The 21,120-nt window shown below is 66.9% G+C and carries 19 protein-coding genes; 8 read left to right on the top strand and 11 right to left on the bottom strand.

Annotated features, from left to right (window positions below; translation table 11 throughout):
* The first annotated feature begins 10 nt into the window (after window positions 1–10).
* Together MSG_RS20030 and MSG_RS20025 are read left to right on the top strand one after the other, a co-directional pair.
* Window positions 11–934, top strand: coding sequence for an aldo/keto reductase (locus tag MSG_RS20030; RefSeq protein ID WP_096442345.1), 924 nt, complete (start codon window positions 11–13; stop codon window positions 932–934).
* Window positions 931–2,625, top strand: coding sequence for a GMC oxidoreductase (locus MSG_RS20025; RefSeq protein ID WP_096442343.1), 1,695 nt, complete (start codon window positions 931–933; stop codon window positions 2,623–2,625). The genes MSG_RS20030 and MSG_RS20025 overlap by 4 nt, the downstream gene beginning before the upstream one ends.
* A 44-nt stretch (window positions 2,626–2,669) precedes the next feature.
* On the opposite strand, the gene MSG_RS20020 is transcribed toward MSG_RS20025, so the two are convergent.
* A complete protein-coding gene (locus MSG_RS20020; RefSeq protein ID WP_142404543.1) occupies window positions 2,670–3,434 on the bottom strand; it encodes a class I SAM-dependent methyltransferase in 765 nt (254 codons plus the stop codon).
* A 232-nt stretch (window positions 3,435–3,666) separates the two neighbouring features.
* Here MSG_RS20020 and MSG_RS20015 point away from each other — a divergent pair, with 232 nt between their 5' ends.
* Window positions 3,667–4,983, top strand: a complete 1,317-nt coding sequence (locus tag MSG_RS20015; RefSeq protein ID WP_096442339.1) for a UDP-glucose dehydrogenase family protein — start codon at window positions 3,667–3,669, stop codon at window positions 4,981–4,983.
* Between the two features lie 13 nt (window positions 4,984–4,996).
* Window positions 4,997–5,950, top strand: coding sequence for a UDP-glucuronic acid decarboxylase family protein (locus MSG_RS20010; protein ID WP_096442337.1), 954 nt, complete (start codon window positions 4,997–4,999; stop codon window positions 5,948–5,950).
* Here MSG_RS20010 and MSG_RS20005 read toward each other — a convergent pair.
* The 8 genes from MSG_RS20005 to MSG_RS19975 all read right to left on the bottom strand — a co-directional run bounded on the left by MSG_RS20005 (window position 5,925) and on the right by MSG_RS19975 (window position 14,239).
* A complete protein-coding gene (locus MSG_RS20005) occupies window positions 5,925–7,133 on the bottom strand; it encodes a glycosyltransferase family 4 protein (RefSeq protein WP_096442335.1) in 1,209 nt (402 codons plus the stop codon). The genes MSG_RS20010 and MSG_RS20005 overlap by 26 nt on opposite strands.
* 6 nt (window positions 7,134–7,139) lie before the next feature.
* On the bottom strand, window positions 7,140–8,078 hold the full coding sequence (locus MSG_RS20000) for an NAD-dependent epimerase/dehydratase family protein (RefSeq protein ID WP_096442333.1): 939 nt from the start codon (window positions 8,076–8,078) through the stop codon (window positions 7,140–7,142).
* Between the two features lie 25 nt (window positions 8,079–8,103).
* On the bottom strand, window positions 8,104–9,147 hold the full coding sequence (locus tag MSG_RS19995; protein ID WP_096442331.1) for a glycosyltransferase: 1,044 nt from the start codon (window positions 9,145–9,147) through the stop codon (window positions 8,104–8,106).
* A gap of 28 nt (window positions 9,148–9,175) precedes the next feature.
* Window positions 9,176–10,636, bottom strand: coding sequence for an oligosaccharide flippase family protein (locus tag MSG_RS19990; RefSeq protein WP_096442329.1), 1,461 nt, complete (start codon window positions 10,634–10,636; stop codon window positions 9,176–9,178).
* Window positions 10,637–10,648: 12 nt separating this feature from the next.
* The gene (locus MSG_RS19985) at window positions 10,649–12,229 is read right to left on the bottom strand and encodes a sugar transferase (RefSeq protein ID WP_096442328.1); all 1,581 of its coding nucleotides are present in this window, start codon (window positions 12,227–12,229) and stop codon (window positions 10,649–10,651) included.
* Between the two features lie 77 nt (window positions 12,230–12,306).
* Entirely contained in the window at window positions 12,307–12,867 is a 561-nt protein-coding gene (locus tag MSG_RS19980; RefSeq protein ID WP_096442326.1) for a dTDP-4-dehydrorhamnose 3,5-epimerase family protein, read from the bottom strand.
* A complete protein-coding gene (locus MSG_RS24965; RefSeq protein ID WP_142404542.1) occupies window positions 12,864–13,043 on the bottom strand; it encodes a hypothetical protein in 180 nt (59 codons plus the stop codon). The genes MSG_RS19980 and MSG_RS24965 overlap by 4 nt, the downstream gene beginning before the upstream one ends.
* An 8-nt stretch (window positions 13,044–13,051) precedes the next feature.
* Window positions 13,052–14,239: a PPE family protein gene (locus MSG_RS19975; RefSeq protein WP_096442324.1), complete on the bottom strand. Its 1,188-nt coding sequence runs from the start codon at window positions 14,237–14,239 to the stop codon at window positions 13,052–13,054.
* A 376-nt stretch (window positions 14,240–14,615) separates the two neighbouring features.
* On the opposite strand from MSG_RS19975, the gene MSG_RS19970 reads away from it, so the two are divergent.
* The 3 genes from MSG_RS19970 to MSG_RS19960 all read left to right on the top strand — a co-directional run bounded on the left by MSG_RS19970 (window position 14,616) and on the right by MSG_RS19960 (window position 18,169).
* Entirely contained in the window at window positions 14,616–15,293 is a 678-nt protein-coding gene (locus MSG_RS19970) for a TetR/AcrR family transcriptional regulator (protein ID WP_096442322.1), read from the top strand.
* Between the two features lie 96 nt (window positions 15,294–15,389).
* Window positions 15,390–16,100, top strand: a complete 711-nt coding sequence (locus tag MSG_RS19965) for a TetR/AcrR family transcriptional regulator (RefSeq protein WP_096442320.1) — start codon at window positions 15,390–15,392, stop codon at window positions 16,098–16,100.
* A 62-nt stretch (window positions 16,101–16,162) separates the two neighbouring features.
* A complete protein-coding gene (locus MSG_RS19960; RefSeq protein WP_096442318.1) occupies window positions 16,163–18,169 on the top strand; it encodes a hypothetical protein in 2,007 nt (668 codons plus the stop codon).
* Between the two features lie 6 nt (window positions 18,170–18,175).
* On the opposite strand, the gene MSG_RS19955 is transcribed toward MSG_RS19960, so the two are convergent.
* Together MSG_RS19955 and metG are read right to left on the bottom strand one after the other, a co-directional pair.
* A complete protein-coding gene (locus tag MSG_RS19955) occupies window positions 18,176–18,541 on the bottom strand; it encodes a PAS domain S-box protein (protein WP_096442316.1) in 366 nt (121 codons plus the stop codon).
* Between the two features lie 125 nt (window positions 18,542–18,666).
* Window positions 18,667–20,220 carry a methionine--tRNA ligase gene (gene metG / locus MSG_RS19950; RefSeq protein ID WP_096442314.1) on the bottom strand — a complete coding sequence of 518 codons (1,554 nt, stop codon included), beginning with the start codon at window positions 20,218–20,220 and terminating at the stop codon, window positions 18,667–18,669.
* Window positions 20,221–20,238: 18 nt separating this feature from the next.
* Between metG and MSG_RS19945 the strand changes: the two genes are divergently transcribed.
* The gene (locus tag MSG_RS19945) at window positions 20,239–21,099 is read left to right on the top strand and encodes a TatD family hydrolase (protein ID WP_096442312.1); all 861 of its coding nucleotides are present in this window, start codon (window positions 20,239–20,241) and stop codon (window positions 21,097–21,099) included.
* Window positions 21,100–21,120 lie beyond the last annotated feature (21 nt).

Here is a 21,120-nt window from a genome sequence, read left to right as displayed (position 1 = left end):
GGAGCCGGGGGTGCAGATCAGCGCCGTCGGTTTCGGGTGCGGGGGTTTGATGCAGTCGCCGTTCCGCAGGGAGCGGATGGCCGTGCTGGGCAGCGCGGTCGACCACGGCATCACCCACTTCGACACCGCGCGGATGTACGGGCTCGGGATGGCCGAGGCCGAACTGGGGGCGTTCTTGCGCACCGTGAATCGCGACTCGGTGACAGTGGCCACCAAGTTCGGCATCGAGGTCGGGGGCGCGGCCCGGCGGCTCGGCCGCTTCCAGGCTCCGGCGCGCGCGGTGCTGCGCAAGACGCCGGCGTTGCGGCGCGCCGTCAAGCGGCGCCAGGAACCGGACCAGACCACGCGGTTGTACGACGCGGCCCGCGCGGCACGCAGCCTGGACGAGAGCCTCGCGGCGCTGGGTGTCGACTACGTCGACATCCTGTTCGTCCACGGCCCGAGGCCCGCGGACATCGTCGCAACCGAGGAACTCGGCGAGTTCTTCGAGCGGGCCCGCCGGCAGGGCAAGATTCGTGCCTGGGGCGTGTCCCAGGACGAAGGGCTCGAGGTCGATTTCGCCGCCGCGTTCGCACCCCGGGGCGTGAGCCAGGTTCGCGGCGACCTGCTAGATCCTCCGCCGCGCCCGGCCGATCTCGGATTCGGCGTATTCAACCGGTCGTACACCACCCTGTGCGCCGCGTTGCGCGCGGATGCGCGGCTGGCCGGACACTGGTGCGACACACTGCAGGCCGACCCGCTGGCACCCGGCATGCTGCCGAGGCTGATCCTGGCGTCTTCGGCCACCGGGACGGGCTGTCGCGCGATTCTGTACAGCAGCACCGACCCGCGCCGTGTCGCCGACGCGGCGGGCGCCGTCTCCGCGCCGCCGGACGAGGAGACCCGCACCAGGTTTCTCGCCCTCGTCGAGCAGTTCCGACGGGGCCCCCCGTGATTCGCCGGCCGGCGCAGTTCGCCCCGAACACGACGATCCGGACCGATGTCGTGGTTGTCGGGGCCGGCCCGATCGGCATCGCCATCGCGTTGCAGCTCGCGGAGGCGGGCGTGGAAGTGGCGCTCATCGAAAGCGGTTTGGAGCGTGCGGATCGCGGCGCGCAGGACCTGGCGTCGTTCGATTCGCGGCAGGACGACTACTTTCATTCGCGCAGTGAGCTGATGGTCCGTCGGCAGGTGGGCGGGACCTCGGCGCTGTGGGGCGGCCGTTGTGTCAAATTCGACGCCATCGATTTCGAGGACCGGCCCATCAGCGCGCAGTCACCCTGGCCGATCCGGTACGAGGATGTCGAGCCCTATCTGCAGCGGGCCTGCGATTGGGCGGGTTGCGGCCACGCGGTATTCAACGCGCGGGACGTCCCGGAGGTGGCGCAGCGGGACATGGTCGCGGGGCTGCCCGATGAGCAGGTGCGCACCACAGATCTGGAACGTTGGTCCCTGCCAACGCGTTTCGGGCGCGAGTACCGGGACGCGCTGCGCAACACCCCGCGGCTGACCGTGTGGATTGGCCTCACCTGCACCGAGGTCGTGACCACCGAAGCCGGTGATGCCGTGGACCACCTCATCGTGAAGACGCTCGAGGGGCGGCAGGGCAGCATCGTCGCGACGGACTACGTTCTGGCGACCGGCGGGTTGGAGGCGACCCGGCTGCTGCTCGCCTCGGATCGCCATCATCGCGACGGGCTGGGCAACGCCGGCGGCCACCTGGGGCACTGGTACATGTCCCACGTCGAGGGCCGGGTTGCACGCGTGCACTTCACCACCGACGACGTCATCTACGAACACGAGCGTGACCGCGAGGGCGTCTATATCCGCCGCCGCTTCACGTTCAGTCCGCAGTTGCAACGCGACCTGGAGATGCCGAATGCGGCTGTCTGGATGGTGAATCCGCCGATCAGCGATCCCGCGCACGGGAGCGGGATCCTGTCGGGCGTCTACCTGACCTTGATCTCTCCGCTGGGACGTTTCCTGCTCGCGGCGGCCATTCGCGAGGCTCACACCAAGACCGCGGGCCCGCCGCGGATCGCCGCGCATCTGCGCAACATCGTCCGGGACCTGTTCGGATCGATCCGCTTCGCGGTCCGGTTCTCCTATGCCCGGTTTTTGCGCAAGGGCCGCAAGGCGCCGGGCTTTTTCGTGAAGGGGTCGGGCAATCGCTATCTACTGCACTATCACGGCGAGCACCTTCCGCACTGGGAGAGCCGGGTCGAGCTGACCGAAGAGCGCGATAGCCTCGGGATGCGAAAGCTACGCACCCACATGTACTTTTCGGACGCCGACTACGAGAGTGTGCGCACGGCCATCGATCTCATCGACGAACACCTCCGCCGCCACGGTGCCGGGTACGTGGAATGGCTCGCCGGCGATGTCATAGGTTCGGTCCACGGTTTCATGCAGGGTTATGCCGGCTTTCATCAGGCCGGGACCACTCGCATGTCCGCGACCGCGGACGGCGGCGTCGTGGACCCGCAGCTTCAGGTGCACGGCGTGCGCGGCCTGTATGTCGCCAGCACCTCTGTGCTGCCGACGTCGAGTCAGGCCAACCCCACGCTGCTCGGTATCGCCCTGGGCGTGCGGCTTGCCGATCGGCTGATCGACGCCCGGTCATCGACGCCCGGTCAATTGAAATGACCTGCCGCCCTTTGCATTGTGACCCGCCGGAAACCAGACCGGCGTCACTTGACGACTTCGAACAGCCAGTGGTGACCGCGTGCGGTGGCCAGCGGCCGAAACTCCCGTGGCGAACGGCTCATGAGTTCCTGGAAGGCGCGCATCTCGTGATCGCGGTCGGGAAACTCGTCGAAGTAAATCAGCGTGCCCGCTTTGAGATGCGGCTCGGCCCAACTCAGCACCGTGGCGGCACTGGAGTACACGTCGCAGTCAACGTTGATGATCAGCTGGTCGTGCTCGGGGACCTCGAAGGTCTGCAGGCTCTCGTCGAACCAGCCGACGACGAACGAGACGCGGGGGTCGTCGATTTTCGGTGGTTGGCCGCCGACGTCGAAGTGACCCGCCGCGTGGCCGGGCCGCCAGTCCTGTGGCAGGCCTTCGAAGCTGTCGAAGCCGATCAGCCTGCCGTCGGGGTGCGGGAGGTGCTGCGACCACCAGCGCATCGAACGGCCTTCGAACACGCCGAATTCGAGGTACAGGGGCCGTTGGCCGGTGACCTTCGACCGCGCCAGGTCGAACACCGCGAAATCGTCGGGAACGACGTCCACCGTCAGATACGAAAAGTCGTGTGCCAGCCAATGGCCGATCTCGAGGTAGCTGAGAACCGAGCGCAGATTGGCCAGCCGATTAGACGTTACCCGGCGGCCGGCCTTCATCAGTGATAGCCGCAATTTCGTCTTTATCGTGGCACCGATGCGGTGACCCAGCTTTTGTCGCCCTTGGGTCGGCGCAAATGGCGTCCGATCGCGCTCGGCATCCGCTTCAGGCACGCCCAACACCCTATCGGACCTGGATCGTCGTCAAAATCCCATTCAGCCAAAGTTTCCCGTTTTCCGGATGTCTCACGTGCTCGCCGGACAGCTGCCGATGCGGAACGATATCGCACCCGCAGGGTCGCGGAAATAACGTAATGCGACCGGTTACGAAGCTGGCTGAAAATGCGCGCGCGGACCGCTCGCTTGCGAGACTATTGGGCGATCGTCGGGAAGCGAGGGTGTCGTCTTGAAGATTTCGGTAATCGGCTGTGGTTACGTCGGCCTCGTCACGGGCGCCTGCCTGGCGGATAGCGGCAATGACGTCGTTTGCGTCGATATCGACCGAGCGAAAGTGGACGAGCTGCTGGCTGGCGGGGTTCCGATTTACGAACCCGGCCTGGCCGAATTGATCGCCAGGAACCGGGAAAACGGGTCCATCGACTTCACGACCGACCTCCGGCGGGGTATCGAACACGGCGACGTGATCTTCATCGCCGTCGCCACACCGATGAGCGACGGTGGTGAGGCCGACCTGTCCTACGTGCACGCCGCGGCGAGCGATATCGGGACGCACCTGGACCGCTACAAGGTGATCGTCGACAAGTCGACCGTCCCCGTCGGCACCGCCGGCCAAGTGCGCGAGATCATCCGCGGCAAGACCTCGCACGAGTTCGACGTCGTGTCCAATCCCGAGTTCCTCAAGGAAGGCACCGCGGTCACCGACTTCATGAAGCCGGACCGCGTGATAGTCGGCAGCGATTCCAAGCGCGCGGTGGACATCATGCGGGAGTTGTACGAGCCGTATCTGCGTACCTTCCATCCGCTGATCGTCATGGACGTCAAGAGCGCCGAGATGGCCAAGTACGCGGCCAACTGCTTTCTTGCGACGAAGATTTCGTTCATCAACGAGATCTCCAACCTGTGTGAGAAGGCCGGGGCGGATATCGGGGCGGTGCGGGAAGCCATCGGGGCCGACCGGCGTATCGGCTACGAATTCCTGTTTCCCGGTGTGGGGTACGGCGGTTCCTGCCTGCCGAAAGACGTTCAGGCCCTGATACATACCGCCGCCGGTCTGGGGGCTGACATGCGCCTGCTGCGCGCCGTCGACCAGGTTAACACCGAGCAGAAGGCGACCCTGGTCGCCAAGATCGTCGCCCATTTCGGGGACGGGCAGCCCGCGGGCGACCTGACGGGCCTGCGGATCGGGGTGTGGGGGCTCAGCTTCAAGCCGCAGACCGACGACATGCGCGAGGCCGCCTCCCTGGTCATTGTGCGGCGGCTGCTCGACCTCGGTGCTACGGTGCGGGCGTTCGACCCGGAGGCCAGCGTGCGAGCCAAGGAGGCACTGGGGGATGCGATCGAATACGCGCCGAACATGTACGAGGCCATCGAGGGCGCCGACGCGCTAGTGCTGATCACCGAGTGGAAGCAGTTCCACCGGCCGTCCTGGCAACGTGTCAAATCGGCGATGCGCGGCCACGTCGTCTTCGACGGCCGCAACATCTATGATCCAAAGCGCTTGCGGAACGAGGGGTTTGACTACTACGGCATGGGCCGACACTAAGGAGAACACGTAATTGAGAGCCCTCGTTGCCGGCGCCGCCGGCTTCCTCGGGTCCCACCTGTGCGATCGGCTGCGCCGTGATCGCGTCGAGGTGATCGGCGTCGACAACTTCTACACCGGCCGGCGCGAAAACCTCGCCCACCTGGTGCGGGATCCGGGCTTCAGCTTCTTCGACCACGACGTGACGCTGCCGCTCGAGGCGGCGGAGGTGCCGGGCCCGCTCGACTTCATCTTCAACTTGGCCTGTCCCGGTTCGCCTTTCGCCTTCCAGCGCGATCCCGTGTTCACCCTCGACACCAACTACCTCGGCACCAGGCATCTGCTCGAGCTGGCGCTCGCGAAGAACGCCGTCGTGCTGCAGGCCTCCACCAGCGAGATCTACGGCGACCCCACCATCCATCCGCAGGACGAGGGCTACTGGGGCAACGTCAACTGCTTCGGCCCGCGGGCCTGCTACGACGAGGGCAAGCGGGTCGCCGAGACGCTGATGCTCGAGTATGCACGCGCCTTCGGCGCCCGCATCAAGGTCGTCCGCATCTTCAACACGTACGGTCCCCGAATGGACCCCGACGACGGACGGATCGTCTCGCAGTTCATCGTGCAGGCGCTGCGCGGCCAGCCGATCACCGTTTTCGGGGACGGCAGCCAGACCCGAACCTTCTGCTATGTCGAGGATTTGATCGACGGGCTGGTGAAGATGGCGAAAAGCGATTCCTCGTTCACCGGTCCCGTCAATCTCGGTGGCCTGGCAGAGCTGACCGTACTGGAGACCGCACGCATGATCAAGGATATGACCGGGTCGCCATCTCCCGTCGTGTTCAACCCGCTGCCGGAGGACGACCCGAGGAAGCGCAAGCCGGACATCACCCTCGCCGGGTCCAGGCTCGGGTGGCGACCGGTGGTGTCGTTCGATCGAGGGGCCGCGCTCACGATCGAGTATTTCAAGGCTCTCGACTCCGCGCGATAACGTCGCGGTACACCGAGATCGTCTGCTCGGCAACCGAATCGGGGTTGAATCGTCGCTGGGCCTGCTCGCGCACGGCATCCTCGATGCGCGCGCGAAGGACGTCGTCGCCGAGCATCCGCCGGATATGCGCGGCGCACGTCGTCAGGTCGCCGTGGTCGAACAGCAGCGCCGTGCGGCCGTCGGAGACCATGTCCGGAATGCCGCCGACCCGAGAGGCGATCACCGGCAGGCCGCACGCCATGGCCTGCGCGATCACCTGGGGCGTGGTCTCCTCGCGCGAGCCCATCAGCAGGACCTGTGCGCGCGCATACTCGTCCAACAACTGTTCGTGGCTGATGGGCCCGAGAATGTGCACCTGCTCCCGTAAGCCGTATTCGTCGATCGCCCTGTGGATCTCGAGTTCGCTGGCCGGGTCCACGAGGGGGCCGGCGATGCGGAACTGCGCGCTCGCCTGCCACGGTTCGTCGGCAGCGGCGCGCGTGTTGAGGACCTGGCCGATCGCGCGGACGAGGTCGTGCACGCACTTGCGCGGCACGACGGATCCGATGAACAGCATCCGTCCCGGTTCGGGTGCGCGGGGAATCCGGAAGTATTCCTCGTTGATCGGGTTTTCGATGAAGTGGGTGCGCGCGGTCAGCATCGGCCCGTAGGTTCGGGGCAGGTAACGCGAGATGATGATCATGTCGTGGGAGCGCCGAAACACCTCCCGTTCCATGTTGATCACGCCGCGCTTCTTGGCGGCCCCGACGATGTCGAACCGATTCTTCTGCAGCAGAAGGCTTTCGATGAAGAGCACGCCGTGCGGCGTGATGACGGTGGGGAAGCCGCTGCCCAGCGCGCCGAGTGCGTGGCGATCCTGGCCCTGCCCGTGCACGACATCGGGGTTGATCGAACGGATTACCGAGATGAGTCGCGGCACGTCGTGGGCGCGTAGGGTGATCAGCCGCGGCAGGTTGAGGCGCTTGACGTAGTGCACCTGCAGGGCCCCGACCTGCCGGTAGGTCGTCGTCGCGTGGTTCATTGCGGCGATGACGTGGCACTCGATGTCCGGACGGACTGCGAGCGCCTGGGCCAGGTTGTGGGTCACCGACTGCACCCCGTTGTCGGGACCCATATCCCCGTCGGTGGGGTAGTCGCTCACCAGGGCAACCCGCAGCGGGCGCGCCGAATCCGCTTGCACCATCGTCGTTTAGAGCTTGATGGCGGGGTACTCGGCGAAGATCTTGCGAGCCGTGTCTTCGTTGAACGGGTCGGCCGCGCGACCGATCGTGCGGCGCAGCCGTTGGGTGTCCGGGCACAGGAACGGCCGGTCGTTGGGACGTTGACGCTCGGGCACGGACGTGAAGTCGACCTGAAACGGCAGCACCGACGCGAGGATGTTCAGTGCCTCGCGAACCTCGACCGCTGTGCCGGACCCGATGTTGAGTATTTCCAGCCCTTCCACTTTCGACACGGCGTCGATGATGACCGAGCCCATGGAGTCGACGTCGACGTAGTCGCGCAGCGGCCAGAGGTTGCCAACCTCGACCTCGCGCTTGCCCTCCTGTGCGATCTGGCGGGTGACCTCGGCCAGCAGATGCGGATTGGTTTCCCGCGGACCCGCGGCGTTGAACAACCGGCCGATCAGCAACGTACGAAAGCAGTCCTGCGACTCGAAGTAGCGCATGCACATCTGTTCGGCCAGGAACTTGGTGTGGCCATACACGTATACGGGCCCGGTCGGATCAACTTCCTTGTTGGGCACGAAGTTCGGCGGGTAGACGTCACCGGTGGACGCGAAAAACACGTCCTGCACCCCGTAACGCCGCGAATACTCCAGGATGTTGAGAGTGCCGGTGACGTTCAGGGTGTACGCCTCGTAGATGTGCTCCTGGCACCACGGCACGAAATGCTGCGCCGCCAGGTGAATGACGGTCTGCGGCTTGACATCGCGGAAGACCTGATCGCAGGCATCGGCGTCGAGGATGTCCCGGGCCAGCAACGTCGGTTTGCGGTCGGCGTTTCGCCATCGATCTGTGCCGAGCGAAAGGTCGTCGAAGACAAAGACGTTCTCGCCGCGGTCGAGCAACGAGTTGACAACGGCCGAGCCGATGAAGCCGCACCCGCCGGTGACCAGATAGTTGCCCATGCATATGTCCTTTCACGCGTGGTCGTCAGCGTCGACGAGCCAGCACCTCGGCGATGACGTCCAGGAAGCGTTCCGCGACAAGGTCGACGGCGCAGTGCAGCTCGTAGTGGCGCGACGCGGTGGCCCCCTGACTGGCCGCCGCGGCCGGATCGGCCAGCATGTCGAAGGCGGCGGCCAGGCCGGCCACGTCGTCGACGCCGATCGGCGGGCAGTCCGGCGGCTGGTATTGGGGCGGCCCGCCCTCGGTCGAGATGATCGGCATGACACCGAGGTGCATGGACAGCACCTGCACGCCGCTTTGAGTTGCCCGACGATAGTGGGCGATCGAGCCTTTGGCTGCGGCCAGCGTCGCGACGACATCGGAATAGCGGTATCCGCCGCGACGCCATTGCGTGTGCTCGGGCAGGCTCGCGGGGTCCAGCGTCCCGTCGCCGATCAGGATCAGGTTGTCGCCGCGCCAGCCGCCGCCGGCGACGTGTCGACGCCACGCCTCGAGCACCACCTCGGCGTTCTTGTACGGGTTGAGCCGGCCGAACATCACGAAGTCGTGGCGCCCTTCGGCGGCCACGAACGGTGGGACGCGATTCAGATCCAGGTCGCTGGCGAGCGGGACGACATGCACCGGCGTGCCGGCCACGTCCCGGCGCGCCGCCACGGCGTTGGCGACATAGTCGCAATAGGCAATGGTGGCCGCCGAGCGGGCGCCCCACCGGTCGAGCACCGCCAGTTCGAACGAGGGCAGCGCTTCGGCTGGGTCGTGCGGCGCGTCGTCGTGGATGACCTGAATGCGCGGCTTCCGTCCGGCGAGCGCCATCCAGCGCGGGTCGCGGACCTGTTCGACGATCACGACGTCCGGGCGGAACTGGCGTACCCGGCGAAACGCCTGGAGCGTCGGGGGCCAGGTCGAAGCGGTGAGAAACCGCGGCTCGAGCACCAATTCGTAGTCACGCGCCGCGTCCGACTCGGGGTGGCGGTCGGAGGTCACCAGCAGTACGTCGGCGCCGTGGCGTATCAGCGCTTCGGACTGCACCCGCACGGCCGGCCGCGTCCACGGCGAAAGCCAAAGCACCCGAGGAGAATTCACGCGGCTTCGCCGATCACGCCAGCTGGCTGCGTCGCAACGACGCCAACGAGGACCACTTGAGCGGGCCGACCGCCGCGCTGGTGGCCAGGTAGGCCACGGCGGCGGCCAGCAGAATCAAGACGACGTGCTGACCCCAGAGCAGCAGTGTCGCTGCGACACTCGCGCCCGTCGGGATCAGCACCCGCAGCAAGAACACCACCGGCGTACGGTATCCGCACCGGCGGTGCAGCCACCAGCTGCTGAACAGCATGTTGAAAAATTCCGTGCACACCAGCGCGATGCCGGGTCCGACGGCGCCCAACCGGCCCGCGAGGGCGACGTTGAGCCCGACGTTGACGACCAGGGTGGCGACCGTCAACCACAGCAACACCTGTTGGTGATGGCTGGCGACCAGGCCCTGGCCCAGGGTCCCGCCGACGAAGCGCAGGGCGGCGGCAACGAACAACAGGGCCAGGGTCGGCGTCCCGCGGGCGACGAAGGCCCGGTCGCCGAAGAGCGCGATCAGTGGGCCCGCCAGTAGCACACCGATCACCGCGACCGGCACCGCCGCGAAATACATCAGTTCCACACTGCGGCGCAGGAAGGCGGCGAACGCGGCGACGTCTCGCGCGTAGAGCTCGGTGCCCGTCGACAGCGTCGCCTTGAGGAAGACCAGCGACACCACGATGGTGTTGAACGCGATCGTCAGGGCCAACCCGTAGACGCCGACCTCGGAGTGCGTGCTGAGCAGGGACAGGATCACCCCGTCGGCGCGCGTGTACAGGATGCCCACCACGAGGAATCCGATGAGCGGCAGGGTTTCCCGCAACAGATCGGCGGACTCGCGCAGCGCGAAGACCGGCCGCACCGAGATGTGCCGCATCGCCGCGGCGCCCTGGATCAGCAGCTGGACCGCGGGCGGGATGAGCTGGGCTACCGCGAACCAGATGACGCCCGCGTGCGCCGACACCAGGCAGGCGACCATGCCCAGGGTGGCCACCCGGGCGGTGACGTCGGAGATGGCGACCGCGGAGAAACGGACGGTGGTCAAGAACACCGGCTCGAAGCGCGTAATCATGGTCTGCAGCAGCAGGCCGCCGGACAGCACCACGAGCATCACCCGGACGTCGAAGTCGTGATAGACGAGCAACCCGGACCCGGCGGCCAGTGCCGCGAGCGGGACGCAGTAGATCAGGGCCATACCGCTGTTGACGCGCACCAACCGTTCGAGATCGCCGCGGCCGGAGGTCACGCGGCGCACGATCACGGTCGCAACACCGAGGTCGGCGAAGCTGCTCCACATGCCGATGAACGCCACCGCCATGGTGAGCTGGCCGTAGGGCCCCGGGCCGAGATATCGCGCGCTCATCGCCACCGAGAACACCGATGCCAGCATGCCGGCGGCCCGGCAGATCAACTGGATCGAGAAGGCATGAGCCATCCGGGAAAGCGGCACCGAGGGCACCACGGCACCGGGTGCCGTCGGCTCAGTCATGGCTCACGGGAACTAGTATGCGCCGTGGCTCGTCAAAACCGCTTTCACCGTCTTGGCAATGATCACGAGATCTCCCGCCATCGACCAGTTGTCGACATAGGACAGATCCAATCGGACCGACTCGTCCCAGGACAGGTCCGAGCGACCGCTGACTTGCCAGAGCCCGCTGACGCCCGGCTTCACCAGCAGGCGCCGCTTGACGTCGACCTCGTAGTTGTCGACCTCCCGCCGCAGCGGCGGCCGCGGCCCGACGACGCTCATGTCGCCCTTGAGCACGTTGACGAACTGCGGCAGCTCGTCGATGCTGAATCTGCGAAGTATCTTGCCGACGGCGGTGACGCGGGGGTCTTCGCGCATCTTGAACAGCATCCCGCCGACGCATTCGTTCATCGCCAACAGGTTGTCGAGCTGCCTGTCGGCACCGTCGGTCATCGTGCGGAACTTGAGCATTGTGAACGGTTTTCCGTCGATGCCGATTCGCTCGGACGGGTAGAAGACCGGGCCCCTGCTGGTCAGCTTCACCGCCAGGGCGGACACGATGAGGATCGGCGATGTCGCGATCAGGGCCGCCAGCGAGAAGCAGAAGTCGAAGAGATGCTTCTGGAAGCGTTGCGTCCCTTCGTATTGCGGTTTCTCGACGTGCAGCAGGGGCAGGCCGGCGGTCAGGCGCAGCGTCAACCGGGCCTGTGTCATGTCCATCACCCCGGGAGAGACCACCAGGTCGACGTCCATCTTTTCCAGCTGCCACATCAGCTCGCGAAGACCGTGCATCCCAAAGTGATCCGTCTGCGCCACGGCCACGGTGTCCGCACCGCAGCTGCCGATCCCGGCGGAGACGTAGGTTTCGTCACCAAGGATCGGGACTTCGCGGCCGCCGATCTTCAGGACGTTGCCGCGAGGCGGCCCGTAGCCGGGAATGCAGACGCCGACCACGACGCAGCCGGCCATCGGAGCGCGGGCCAGCTCGTGCGCGAGGTGGGAAACCGCCTCATGGTCCCCGATGGCCAAAACCTTTGTCTGGCAATCACCACGGCCGCGTTTGCGGGCGATGTGCTGCCGCCACAGGTGGCGGCTCCCGATCAGTCCGAGCGTGCCGACGGGCAGGGCGATCGCCAGGTAACCGCGGGCCAGGTCGACCTTGGCGAGTAGCGTTCCCATCGCGATGATCCCGAAGGTCCAAAACGTCGCGCTGCCGATGCGGCGGTATTCGTCGATGCCCGACCCGATGATTCGCGTTGAGCGCGTTTGGAATACGGCCAGGGCGGACAACCACAGCGCCGCGAACAGGCAGGAGAACAGCGTCATCACCGGGTCGGAGTAGCCCGACGTGTTCGCGATTTCGCCGAAGCGGACGTACTGAGCCAGCAGCACCGATGCGACGACGATCACCGTGTCGCTCAGGCGCAGCCGCTGCGAGTATTGGTACTGCCAACGCCGAACTGCGCCACCGGGTGTGGGCACCGGCGCGGCTATCGGCGAACCATTGCCTTCTTCGTGGGGGAAGAGGATCACGTCGGCCGGCTTCTGCTGGTGTGGTCGCCGCTCAGGGCGCGACGAATGCCCCGACGGCGCTGGACATGTCGGTGCGCTCATCGGCCGGTCTCCTGGCGCGGGTTCGCGTCATCGCCGGCCATGGACCCGCTCGATCCGCACTGACGCGACGCCGGTCATCATGACGCCGCACTCTCGACCGCGGCGAGCTCGGGCGTCTGGGAAGGCAGCCCCGCATCCTCCTCGGACATGACGGTGACCGGCAGTGGCCACACGATCCCGAATTCCGGGTCGTTCCAGCGGAATCCCTGCTCGAACGCCGGCATGTACTGACCGCTGATCTGGTAGCAGACCTCGGTTTCGTCGGTCAGGGTCTGGAAGCCGTGTGCGACGTACGGCGGCAGGAACAGCGCCCGGTGGTTGTCGGGGTTGAGCTCGACCATCAGGTGGTCGCCGAAGGTCTGGGATTCGGGGCGGACGTCCACCGTCACCGCGGCGATGGCGCCGCGGGTGCAGCGCACGAGCTTGGCCTCGGCGTAAGGAGGTATCTGACGGTGCAGGCCGCGCACGGTGCCCCGGGTGTAGCTGAAGATGTTGGTCGTCTGGGTGACGTCGAAAATCAGTCCGTGGTCCGCGAATTCGCGGGCGCAGAAGGACCGTGCGGTAAAGCCGCGGTGATCGCGCTGCGGCTCGAGGTCGATGATCGTCACCCCGGCGATCTTGGTGGCCGTGTATTTCACTGGCGACTCCTTGCAGAACAGGGATTCTGGACCCCGGCCGTCGAGCAGGTGCCGGGCTGGGCGGGCCACATACCGGCCGCGGAAATGACGAGGAGGGTGCGCACCGACTGCACACCGTGCAGCAGGTGCCCGACCTGAGGCACCTGGATTCGGGCGGCCAGCCGTGTTCCGGTCATGTGCGGCCTTAGACGTATCCGGCGGCGAGCGGGCGGGACATGACGGTCGGGACGATTCCGTACCGGGGGGTGGACAGCGGCCGGGTGGTCGAGCCGGTCATCGGCAGGCCGCCCATCATGCTCGGCGGCATCGTCGCGCTCGCCAGGGTGGCGTGCGGCAGTGCGGCAGCGGCCGCGTTGGCGGCCGGGATCACGCTGGTCCAGCCCGCCGGCACCGAGATCGGGCCCAGCGAGGCCGCGCTGCCGAGGCTGCCGAAAATGCCCGTCCCGATCCGTCCGAGCGCACCGGCGCCCGATACCGCCCCCGACGCGGCCGAACCCGCGGCCGAGGCGGCGCCGTTGGCTGCGTTGGCCGCGGCGCTCATAAGGCCCTGCCCGGTCTGGGCCATGCCGAGGATGGAGGACATGCCGTACAGCGGGGTGCCCGCCGCCATCAGGTAGCTGGGAATGGAACTGGGCACACTCGACGCCAGGCTGCTGACCAAGCTCGAGGTCGTCGAGTCGGTGGTGGACGCGGCGGCCGACGCGACGGTGGTGCTGCCCCCGTTCGACATGTTCAGCAGCGTGCTGGGGACCTGCTGGGTGATGTTTTGCAGCGCCGCCTTCTGGATGCCCGAGACACCGGTGGACTTCGCGACGGCGTCGACCTGCTCCGCGGCGCCGTTTGGGTTGGCGACCTGCGGCGCGTCGGTGTAGCCGGTCATCTGGGTGGCCTCGGCGGATCCGGCGGCGTAGGCGTACATCGCCGCGGCGTCCTGCGCCCACATCTCGGCGTATTCGGCCTCGCAGGCCGCGATCGCCACGGAGTTCTGGCCGAGAAAGTTGGTGGCAACCAGGTTCGCCAGCAGCGTGCGGTTGGCGAAGACCGCCGACGGCGGCACGGTCGCCACGAAGGCCGCCTCGTAGATCTCGACGGCGAGCTGGGCTTGGCCGGCAGTCTCGGCGGCCCGGCCGGCGAGCCCCGTCATCCACGCCGCGTACGGACCGAAGGCGCTGGCCATGGTCAGGGATGTGGGGCCCAGCCAGCGCCCGGCCACCAGACCCGCGATGGTGGAACGGTAGGAGGCGGCGACGGTTTGCAGCTCGGCGGCCAGGTCGCTCCAGGCCACCGCGGCCGCCATCAGCGACCCCGGGCCCGGGCCCGCGTACATCCTGGTGGAGTTGATCTCTGGAGGGAGCGCACCGAAATCCATCAGCGCCAGTCCCCCGCTCGTGCGGCGGCGGCAGGCGCACGATACTCCAATTCTTGCATTCGCCTATCATACATACCTTTTGTATGGAGCCGCGCAGAAATGCCTACCAAAAAGTATTTTCCTGAGTCGGGTTGCAAAGCGACCCCCGCTCGCCCCGGAGGGTCCCGATCTAGCTGCGCCGATACCACAAGTCGACACCCGTTACACGTCAGAAGGGCGTCGACGCAGTAGTCTCAGTGGATGCACTGGTGCGCTGGGAACCGCAGCCCAGGCCGGGCGCATCCGGCCCGCTGCCGCCGGCTGTGAGCACGGCGAATGCAGAAGAAGCGATGCCTTGTCGCCACCACCCAAAGCTAGGGAAAAGGGCCTTCAAGACCCGATGAAAAATCCCCCGACCGGCGGACGAGCGGATACCACGCGCAGGCATATCCTGTTTGCCGCGGCCCAGCAGTTTGCTCGTCGCGCCTACCACGACGTCGGCCTGGACGACATCCTTGCCCAGGCCGAACTCACCAAGGGCGCGATGTACTTCCACTTCCGCTCAAAGCACGCGCTGGCCATGGCGATCATCGACGAACAGATTGCCATGAGCAACGCCGCCTTCCAGGACCTGCGGGCGCGAAGGCTGTCCGGCTTGGAAACCTTGATCGATTCGGCCTTCGTGGTCGCCGTCATGGACCTCAACGAGGACCTGACCAGGGCGGGAATGCACCTGGTCGAAGCGGTCGGGCGGGTGGAAGCCCTGCACGAAAAGCTGCTGGGTGGCTGGATCGACGTCCTCGCCACGGCCGTGCAGGAGGCCATCGCCGAGGGTGATGTGACCGAAGACTGCTCGCCGCAGGACGTCGGACGCCTTGTCGTGTCGGTGTACATGGGCCTGCGGCAGACCAGCGACCTCAACAGCCCGGAGCGGTTTCTGCGCGATCTGGAGACCAGCTGGGTCCTGCTCCTGAGCGGAATCCTGCAGCCCGACCGGGCCGATTATTTCCGCCAATTCATCCGCCGGCGCACGGCGCGAGCGATCGGCTCCGCGTCGACACCCTCGGCGTCGGATTGACCCGGCAGGGCAAAGTGTTGTTACGCTCGTCGTCCTGACCAGTAAGTATGGAGACGTCGAAAGCGGGGTCGGCGCCGACGGGGAGGTACAAGGGCGATGGCTCGCCAGGTTCGGTCCGAGGTAACCCGGCGAAAGATCCTCGATGCCGCCATCGACGTCTTCGGTGAGGTGGGATACGCGGCGGCTGGCTGGAACGCGATCGTGGAGCGCACGGGCATGACCAAAGGGGCCCTGTACCACCACTTCGACGCCAAGGAACCGCTGGCGTCGGCGATCATCGACGAGGGCAGGGAAACCCTGCTGGTTGCCTTTCGCAACGTGTGCGGATCGGCGTCGCCGGCCTTCGAGAACATGATCCATGGCACGTTTGCGGTGCTCAACGTCCTGACGACGGACCGGGTGGCGGCTGCGGCCGAGCAACTGGCCGGCGCGTTGGGCGGCTTCAACGATTCGTCGTCGCGCTTCTACACGAGCTGGGTGGTGGAGATGACCGCCGAGGCCAAGAGGGCGAGCGCCGAGGGCGACCTACGCAACGATGTGGACCCCGAACTGGTAAGCCGGTCGATCGTCGGGACCATGTTCGGGGCGCGGCTGCTGACCAACACGATCTCCCGGCGTGACGTCAACAGAGAGTCCATCGCGGACCTGACGAGGCGGTTGAGCCAGCTCTGGGAGCTGTTGCTGCCGGGCATCGCCGCGGAGGACTCGCTGTCGTATCTGCGCCAATTCCTCGCTCGCGAGGCGATGCGCCATACCCGCCCGGACGTCGCGCGCACCGCCCCCCCGCCGCCGCCGGAGAGCGGATAACCGTGCCACTGGCGCCGCGCCCGGACGCCCGCGGGGCGCATTTCCAGTCACGTACCGAAAGAATGCATACTGATGCGGTGATGTACCGGAAGTATGTGAGCAGAGTTATTGCGCTGGCTGCTGTGGTCGCCTTCGTGACGCTGAGCGCGCCGCCGACATCGGCCGCGCCTTCCGATCCCGGTACCACCACCGACTCGACGACCTTGTCGTTGCCCGATATCGGGGCGAGCCCCAACCTGGAGTTCTGGGGCCTGACGAGCTCACAGCAATTGACCGTGCCCGTCCTGCACGGGCTGGTGCCGAGCGCCGTCAACGCGACCGTCGAACTGCCGATCAACCTGCGCTCGGGGACACTGACCGTCAGCCAGGACCAGCGCACCCTCGCGAGGCTGAACCTGCCCACGACCGACCAGGCACCCATCGTCATCCCGCTGGCCGGGGCGGAAGTGACCGACAACTGGCTGACGGTGACGCTGCGTGCCTACCTCGCGCCGCAAGAGGGCATGTGTCTGTACCCGTGGAGCCCGCTGCGCCTGATCAACGGCACGGTCACCTACACCGGCGTGGAGCAGGCGCCGACCACGGTGGCCCACTTCATGCCGCGCGTGCTGAGGAAGCTGACGATCTTCGTGCCGCCCGCACCGTCGTCGGCGGAGTCCGACACGGCGATTCAGCTGGCCACTTCCGCCGCCGAGCACTACGGCAGGCAGGTTCCTGAGATAGCGGTAGTGCCGCTGCCCGAGGGGCAGGCGTCGCCGCCCACACCGTCGGGGCCGCTGGAACGTCAGATCGTCATCAAGGAGGGGCCGGACAGCGGGCTCATCCTGCAAGGTTCGCCGAGCGCACCCTGGCTGTTGATTTCGGGGCCCCTCAATCGATCCGACGAGACCGACATCGCCGTGTTGTTCAGCGACCTGTCGGAGTTGGCCCTTGCGCCCAAGGCTTCGGCGGAGTCGCTGAAGCCCACTGTGCACTTCCCGGGCGGCACCGCCCCGATCCGTGACCTGGGGCTGCCGTTCGCCAACGCCACGTCGCTGCAACCGCGGGTCTCAATCGGTGTGGACCAGACCCGGTTCGGCCGGTCCATCCATGCGGTGCGCGTGCATCTGCAGGGGTCTTACACCCCGACGCCACCCAACGTCGGTGGCCAGCTCGAGGTGTTGATCGGCGAGGAGACCATCGACCACTGGCCGACCGACGGCCAGGGCAACATCGACCGCTGGGTCGACGTCCCGGATCGGTTGCTGCAGCGCTACACCAACGTGGACGTGATGCTCGACGTCGCGGCGAACCTCGGACACTGCGGCGACTTCTACACCGCGGGACCCGGTAACCAGATGCTCACGCTGAAGATCAACGGCGACACCACGATTGAGAGCAGCCCCGCGGCGCCCCCGGTGCCGGACGGCATGCAATCGGTGCCGCAGGCGCTGATGCCCAAGGTGCAGGTGGGCATCGAGCCACACTCGTTCGGCGACACGTGGCGCGCCATCCAGATCATGGTGGGACTGCAGCGCATCAGCCCGATCCCGATCGACACCACCGTGACGACCGTGCAGCAGGCGATCGACTCGTCGAATCCGGCGATCCTGATCTCCGCGGACGGTTGGAATCACGGCGACGTGGTGCTCCCGGTGTCCGCCGGGTCCACCGGGCCGATCACGATCAACGCCGTCACCTCCGGGGGGAAGCCCACCAAGCTCAACCTGGATCCGGCGATGCATTTCGCCTCTCTCCAAACGGTTTTCAACAAGGGCCGGTCGCTGCTGGTTGCGACCTCCAACGGTGCATCCATCCAGCTCGACGAGCTGCTGCGGTGGCTTAACAGTGACAACAAGCACTGGCCGCGGCTCAGGGGGGTCGCCGTGGTGGCCGCGCCCGGACAAGACCCGGTCACCGTCGACCACGCGCCGGTGCTGGGTGGTCCGCAGGCCGCCGCGGCGGGAACGCACTCGGACAACGGCTGGCTCTGGTGGTTCGGTGCCGCGTGGCTTGCCGTGGCCGTCGTCGGCGGGGGAGTGATCCTGTTCCGCAGCCGGCGCCTACTGCGACTGCGGCGCAGGGACTAGAACTAGCTAGCGCTCTTCTTCCCAGAGGTCCTCGGTCAGATCCTGGAAGGCGGCGAGCGCGAACTGGTCATCGGCCCGCATCACCGCGGAGCGGCTCATCAGCGCCCGCACCACCGAGCCGTCCTTGTGCGCCAACTCGACGACCATGTTAGCCAGGGCGTGGACGACCGACAGCAGCGAATCCGTGACCTCGGTCTGGTGATGGAAGAGCTCCTCGAATCGCAGCGCCAGCACCTCGTCCGGCTCGTAGCCCACCATTTCGGCGAACGCGGTGTTGGTGAAAAGGATGCTACCGTCATGCCCGATCGCCAACACCGGCACCGGGATGCGCTCCAGCACGACCAGCGCCGGAAGCTGTTTCAAGGTCGTCATCGGCGCCTGGCTCTGTTGCCGACTGCGTCGTCTTTCCACGAGCCGATTATGTCCTATGGCAGAGGCTTATGCCGGACACATCTCCTGCACACCACCGAACGACCACCGGTCATTCGCGCGTATGCTCACGCGCCCTCCGGGGCAGGTTGGTAGCGGGGGAACACCCCGGACGGCGGCGGCAGCACCGTCCCCGGGGTCAGCCGGGCGCCGATCGCGGCGAAATCCCGTTGCCCCTCGGTCTGGCCGAGCAAGCCGAGCAGCTTGGCGGCCGATTCGGGCATCACCGGTTGGACCAGCAGCGCCGCGATGCGCACGGCCTCGCAGGTGACGTAGAGGACGGTGCGGAACCGCACCTGGTCCGCCTCGGCGTCGCTCTTGCGCAGCACCCACGGCTGCTGTGCCGAAAAGTACCGGTTGGCCTCGCCCAGCATCAGCCAGATTACTTCCAGCGCAAGATGCATCGCCTGGTCGTCGAAGCTCGCGCGCACCCGCGGCAGCAAGGCGTCGGCCGTCTGCAATAGCTCGGTGTCTGCGGCGGTGAACTCGCCGGGTTCGGGCACCACGCCGTCGAGGTTCTTGGCGATCATCGACAACGACCGCTGCGCCAGGTTTCCCAACTCGTTGGCCAGGTCGGTGTTGATCCGGTTGACGATCGCGTCGTCGTTGTAGCTGCCGTCCTGCCCGAACGGCACCTCGCGCAGCAGGAAGTAACGCACCTGATCCAGGCCGTAGGTGTCGACCAGAGCCTCGGGCGCGACGATGTTGCCCACCGACTTGCTCATCTTCTCGCCGCGGTTGAGCAGGAAGCCGTGCGCGAAAACCCTTCGTGGAAGGTCGATTCCGGCCGACATCAAAAACGCCGGCCAGTACACGGTGTGGAACCGGATGATGTCCTTGCCGATCATGTGCAGATCGGCGGGCCAGTAGCGGCGGAACGACTCCGACTCGGTGTCGGGGTAGCCGACCCCGGTCAGGTAGTTGGTCAGCGCGTCCACCCAGACATACATGACGTGATCGGGATGCCCGGGCACCGGCACGCCCCAGTCGAACGACGTGCGCGAGATGGACAGGTCGCGCAGGCCGCCGGAGACGAAGCTGACCACCTCGTTGCGCCGCACCTCGGGGGCGATGAACCCGGGGTTGGCGTCGTAGTGCGCCAGCAACTTGTCGGCGTAGGCCGACAGCCGGAAGAAATACGTCTGCTCCTCGGTCCAGGTCACCGGCGTCCCGGTTTCGACGGCGACGCGGGCGCCGTCGACGAGCGCCGTCTCGGCTTCGACGAAGAACCGCTCGTCGCGCACGGAGTACCACCCCGAATACGAATCGAGGTAGATGTCGCCGGCGGCCTCCATGCGTCGCCAGATTTCCTTGGACGCCTCGTGGTGGTCGGCGTCGGTAGTGCGGATGAACCGGTCGAAGGAGATGTTCAGCTTCTCCTGCAACCGTTGGAACACGTCGGAATTGCGCCGCGCCAGTTCGGCGGTGGGCAGCCCCTCGGCCTCGGCGGCCTGAGCCATCTTGAGGCCGTGCTCGTCGGTTCCCGTCAGGAATCGCACGTCGAAACCGTCGAGCCGCTTGAAGCGGGCGATGGCGTCGGTGGCGATGTACTCGTACGCGTGCCCGAGGTGTGGCGCGGCGTTGGGGTACGTGATCGCGGTGGTGACGTAGTAGGGCCTCATCGGGATTCACCCTATTGTGTGCGCGTGAGCTCCAGCCGACCCGGTAAACGAGAAGCCCCGCCCACCCCGGAGCCGTTGGCGCCCCTGATCGATGCCCACACACACCTCGACGCTTGCGGCGCCAAGGACGCCGACGGCGTGACGGCGATCCTGGACCGCGCGGCGGCGGTCGGAGTGGGCGCGGTCGTCACCATCGCCGACGACCTGGACTCGGCGCGCTGGGTGACCCGGGCCGCCGACTGGGACTCGCGCGTGTACGCCGCGGTGGCCCTGCACCCCACGCGCACGGACGCCCTCGACGACGCGGCTCGGGCGGAGATCGAACGGCTGGTCGGCCATCCCCGCGTGGTGGCCGTCGGTGAGACCGGGATGGACCTGTACTGGCCCGGGCAGCTGGACGGCTGCGCCGCCCCCGGCGTGCAGCGCGAGGCCTTCGCGTGGCACATCGAGCTGGCCAAGCGCAGCGGCAAGCCGCTGATGATCCACAACCGCGAGGCCGACGCCGAGGTGCTCGACGTGCTGCGCGCCGAGGGTGCCCCCGACGTCGTGATCTTCCACTGCTTCTCGTCGGACAGCGCGATGGCGCGCGCCTGCGTGGACGCCGGCTGGTTGCTCAGCCTGTCCGGGACGGTGAGCTTTCGCAACGCCCACGCACTACGCGAGGCGGTGCCGTTGATCCCGCCCGGGCAGCTGCTGGTGGAGACCGACGCGCCCTTTTTGACACCGCATCCTTACCGCGGCGCGCCCAACGAGCCGTACTGCCTTCCCTATACTGTGCGGGCGATCGCGGAACTCGTCGGTCGTCCGGCCGCGGAACTCGCAGAAATCACCGCCGGAAACGCGCGGCGCGTGTACGGACTGGCCGCGGCGACCGCGTGATTTGTGCGACACCTCCGTGCC

This window comes from Mycobacterium shigaense (assembly GCF_002356315.1).
GTDB classification, from domain to species: Bacteria; Actinomycetota; Actinomycetes; order Mycobacteriales; family Mycobacteriaceae; genus Mycobacterium; species Mycobacterium shigaense.
This window is presented reverse-complemented; position numbering and strand designations above follow the sequence as displayed.

Bases quoted from the DNA above. Each gene is read 5' to 3' on its own strand.
- MSG_RS20005 (WP_096442335.1), bottom strand. From the start codon at position 7,133: ATGGTGCAAGCGGATTCGGCGCGCCCGCTGCGGGTTGCCCTGGTGAGC.
- MSG_RS20000 (WP_096442333.1), bottom strand. From the start codon at position 8,078: ATGGGCAACTATCTGGTCACCGGCGGGTGCGGCTTCATCGGCTCGGCC.
- MSG_RS19990 (WP_096442329.1), bottom strand. From the start codon at position 10,636: ATGACTGAGCCGACGGCACCCGGTGCCGTGGTGCCCTCGGTGCCGCTT.
- MSG_RS19985 (WP_096442328.1), bottom strand. From the start codon at position 12,229: ATGAGCGCACCGACATGTCCAGCGCCGTCGGGGCATTCGTCGCGCCCT.
- MSG_RS24965 (WP_142404542.1), bottom strand. From the start codon at position 13,043: ATGACCGGAACACGGCTGGCCGCCCGAATCCAGGTGCCTCAGGTCGGG.
- MSG_RS19970 (WP_096442322.1), top strand. From the start codon at position 14,616: ATGAAAAATCCCCCGACCGGCGGACGAGCGGATACCACGCGCAGGCAT.
- MSG_RS19965 (WP_096442320.1), top strand. From the start codon at position 15,390: ATGGCTCGCCAGGTTCGGTCCGAGGTAACCCGGCGAAAGATCCTCGAT.
- MSG_RS19960 (WP_096442318.1), top strand. From the start codon at position 16,163: ATGCATACTGATGCGGTGATGTACCGGAAGTATGTGAGCAGAGTTATT.
- MSG_RS19955 (WP_096442316.1), bottom strand. From the start codon at position 18,541: ATGACGACCTTGAAACAGCTTCCGGCGCTGGTCGTGCTGGAGCGCATC.
- metG (WP_096442314.1), bottom strand. From the start codon at position 20,220: ATGAGGCCCTACTACGTCACCACCGCGATCACGTACCCCAACGCCGCG.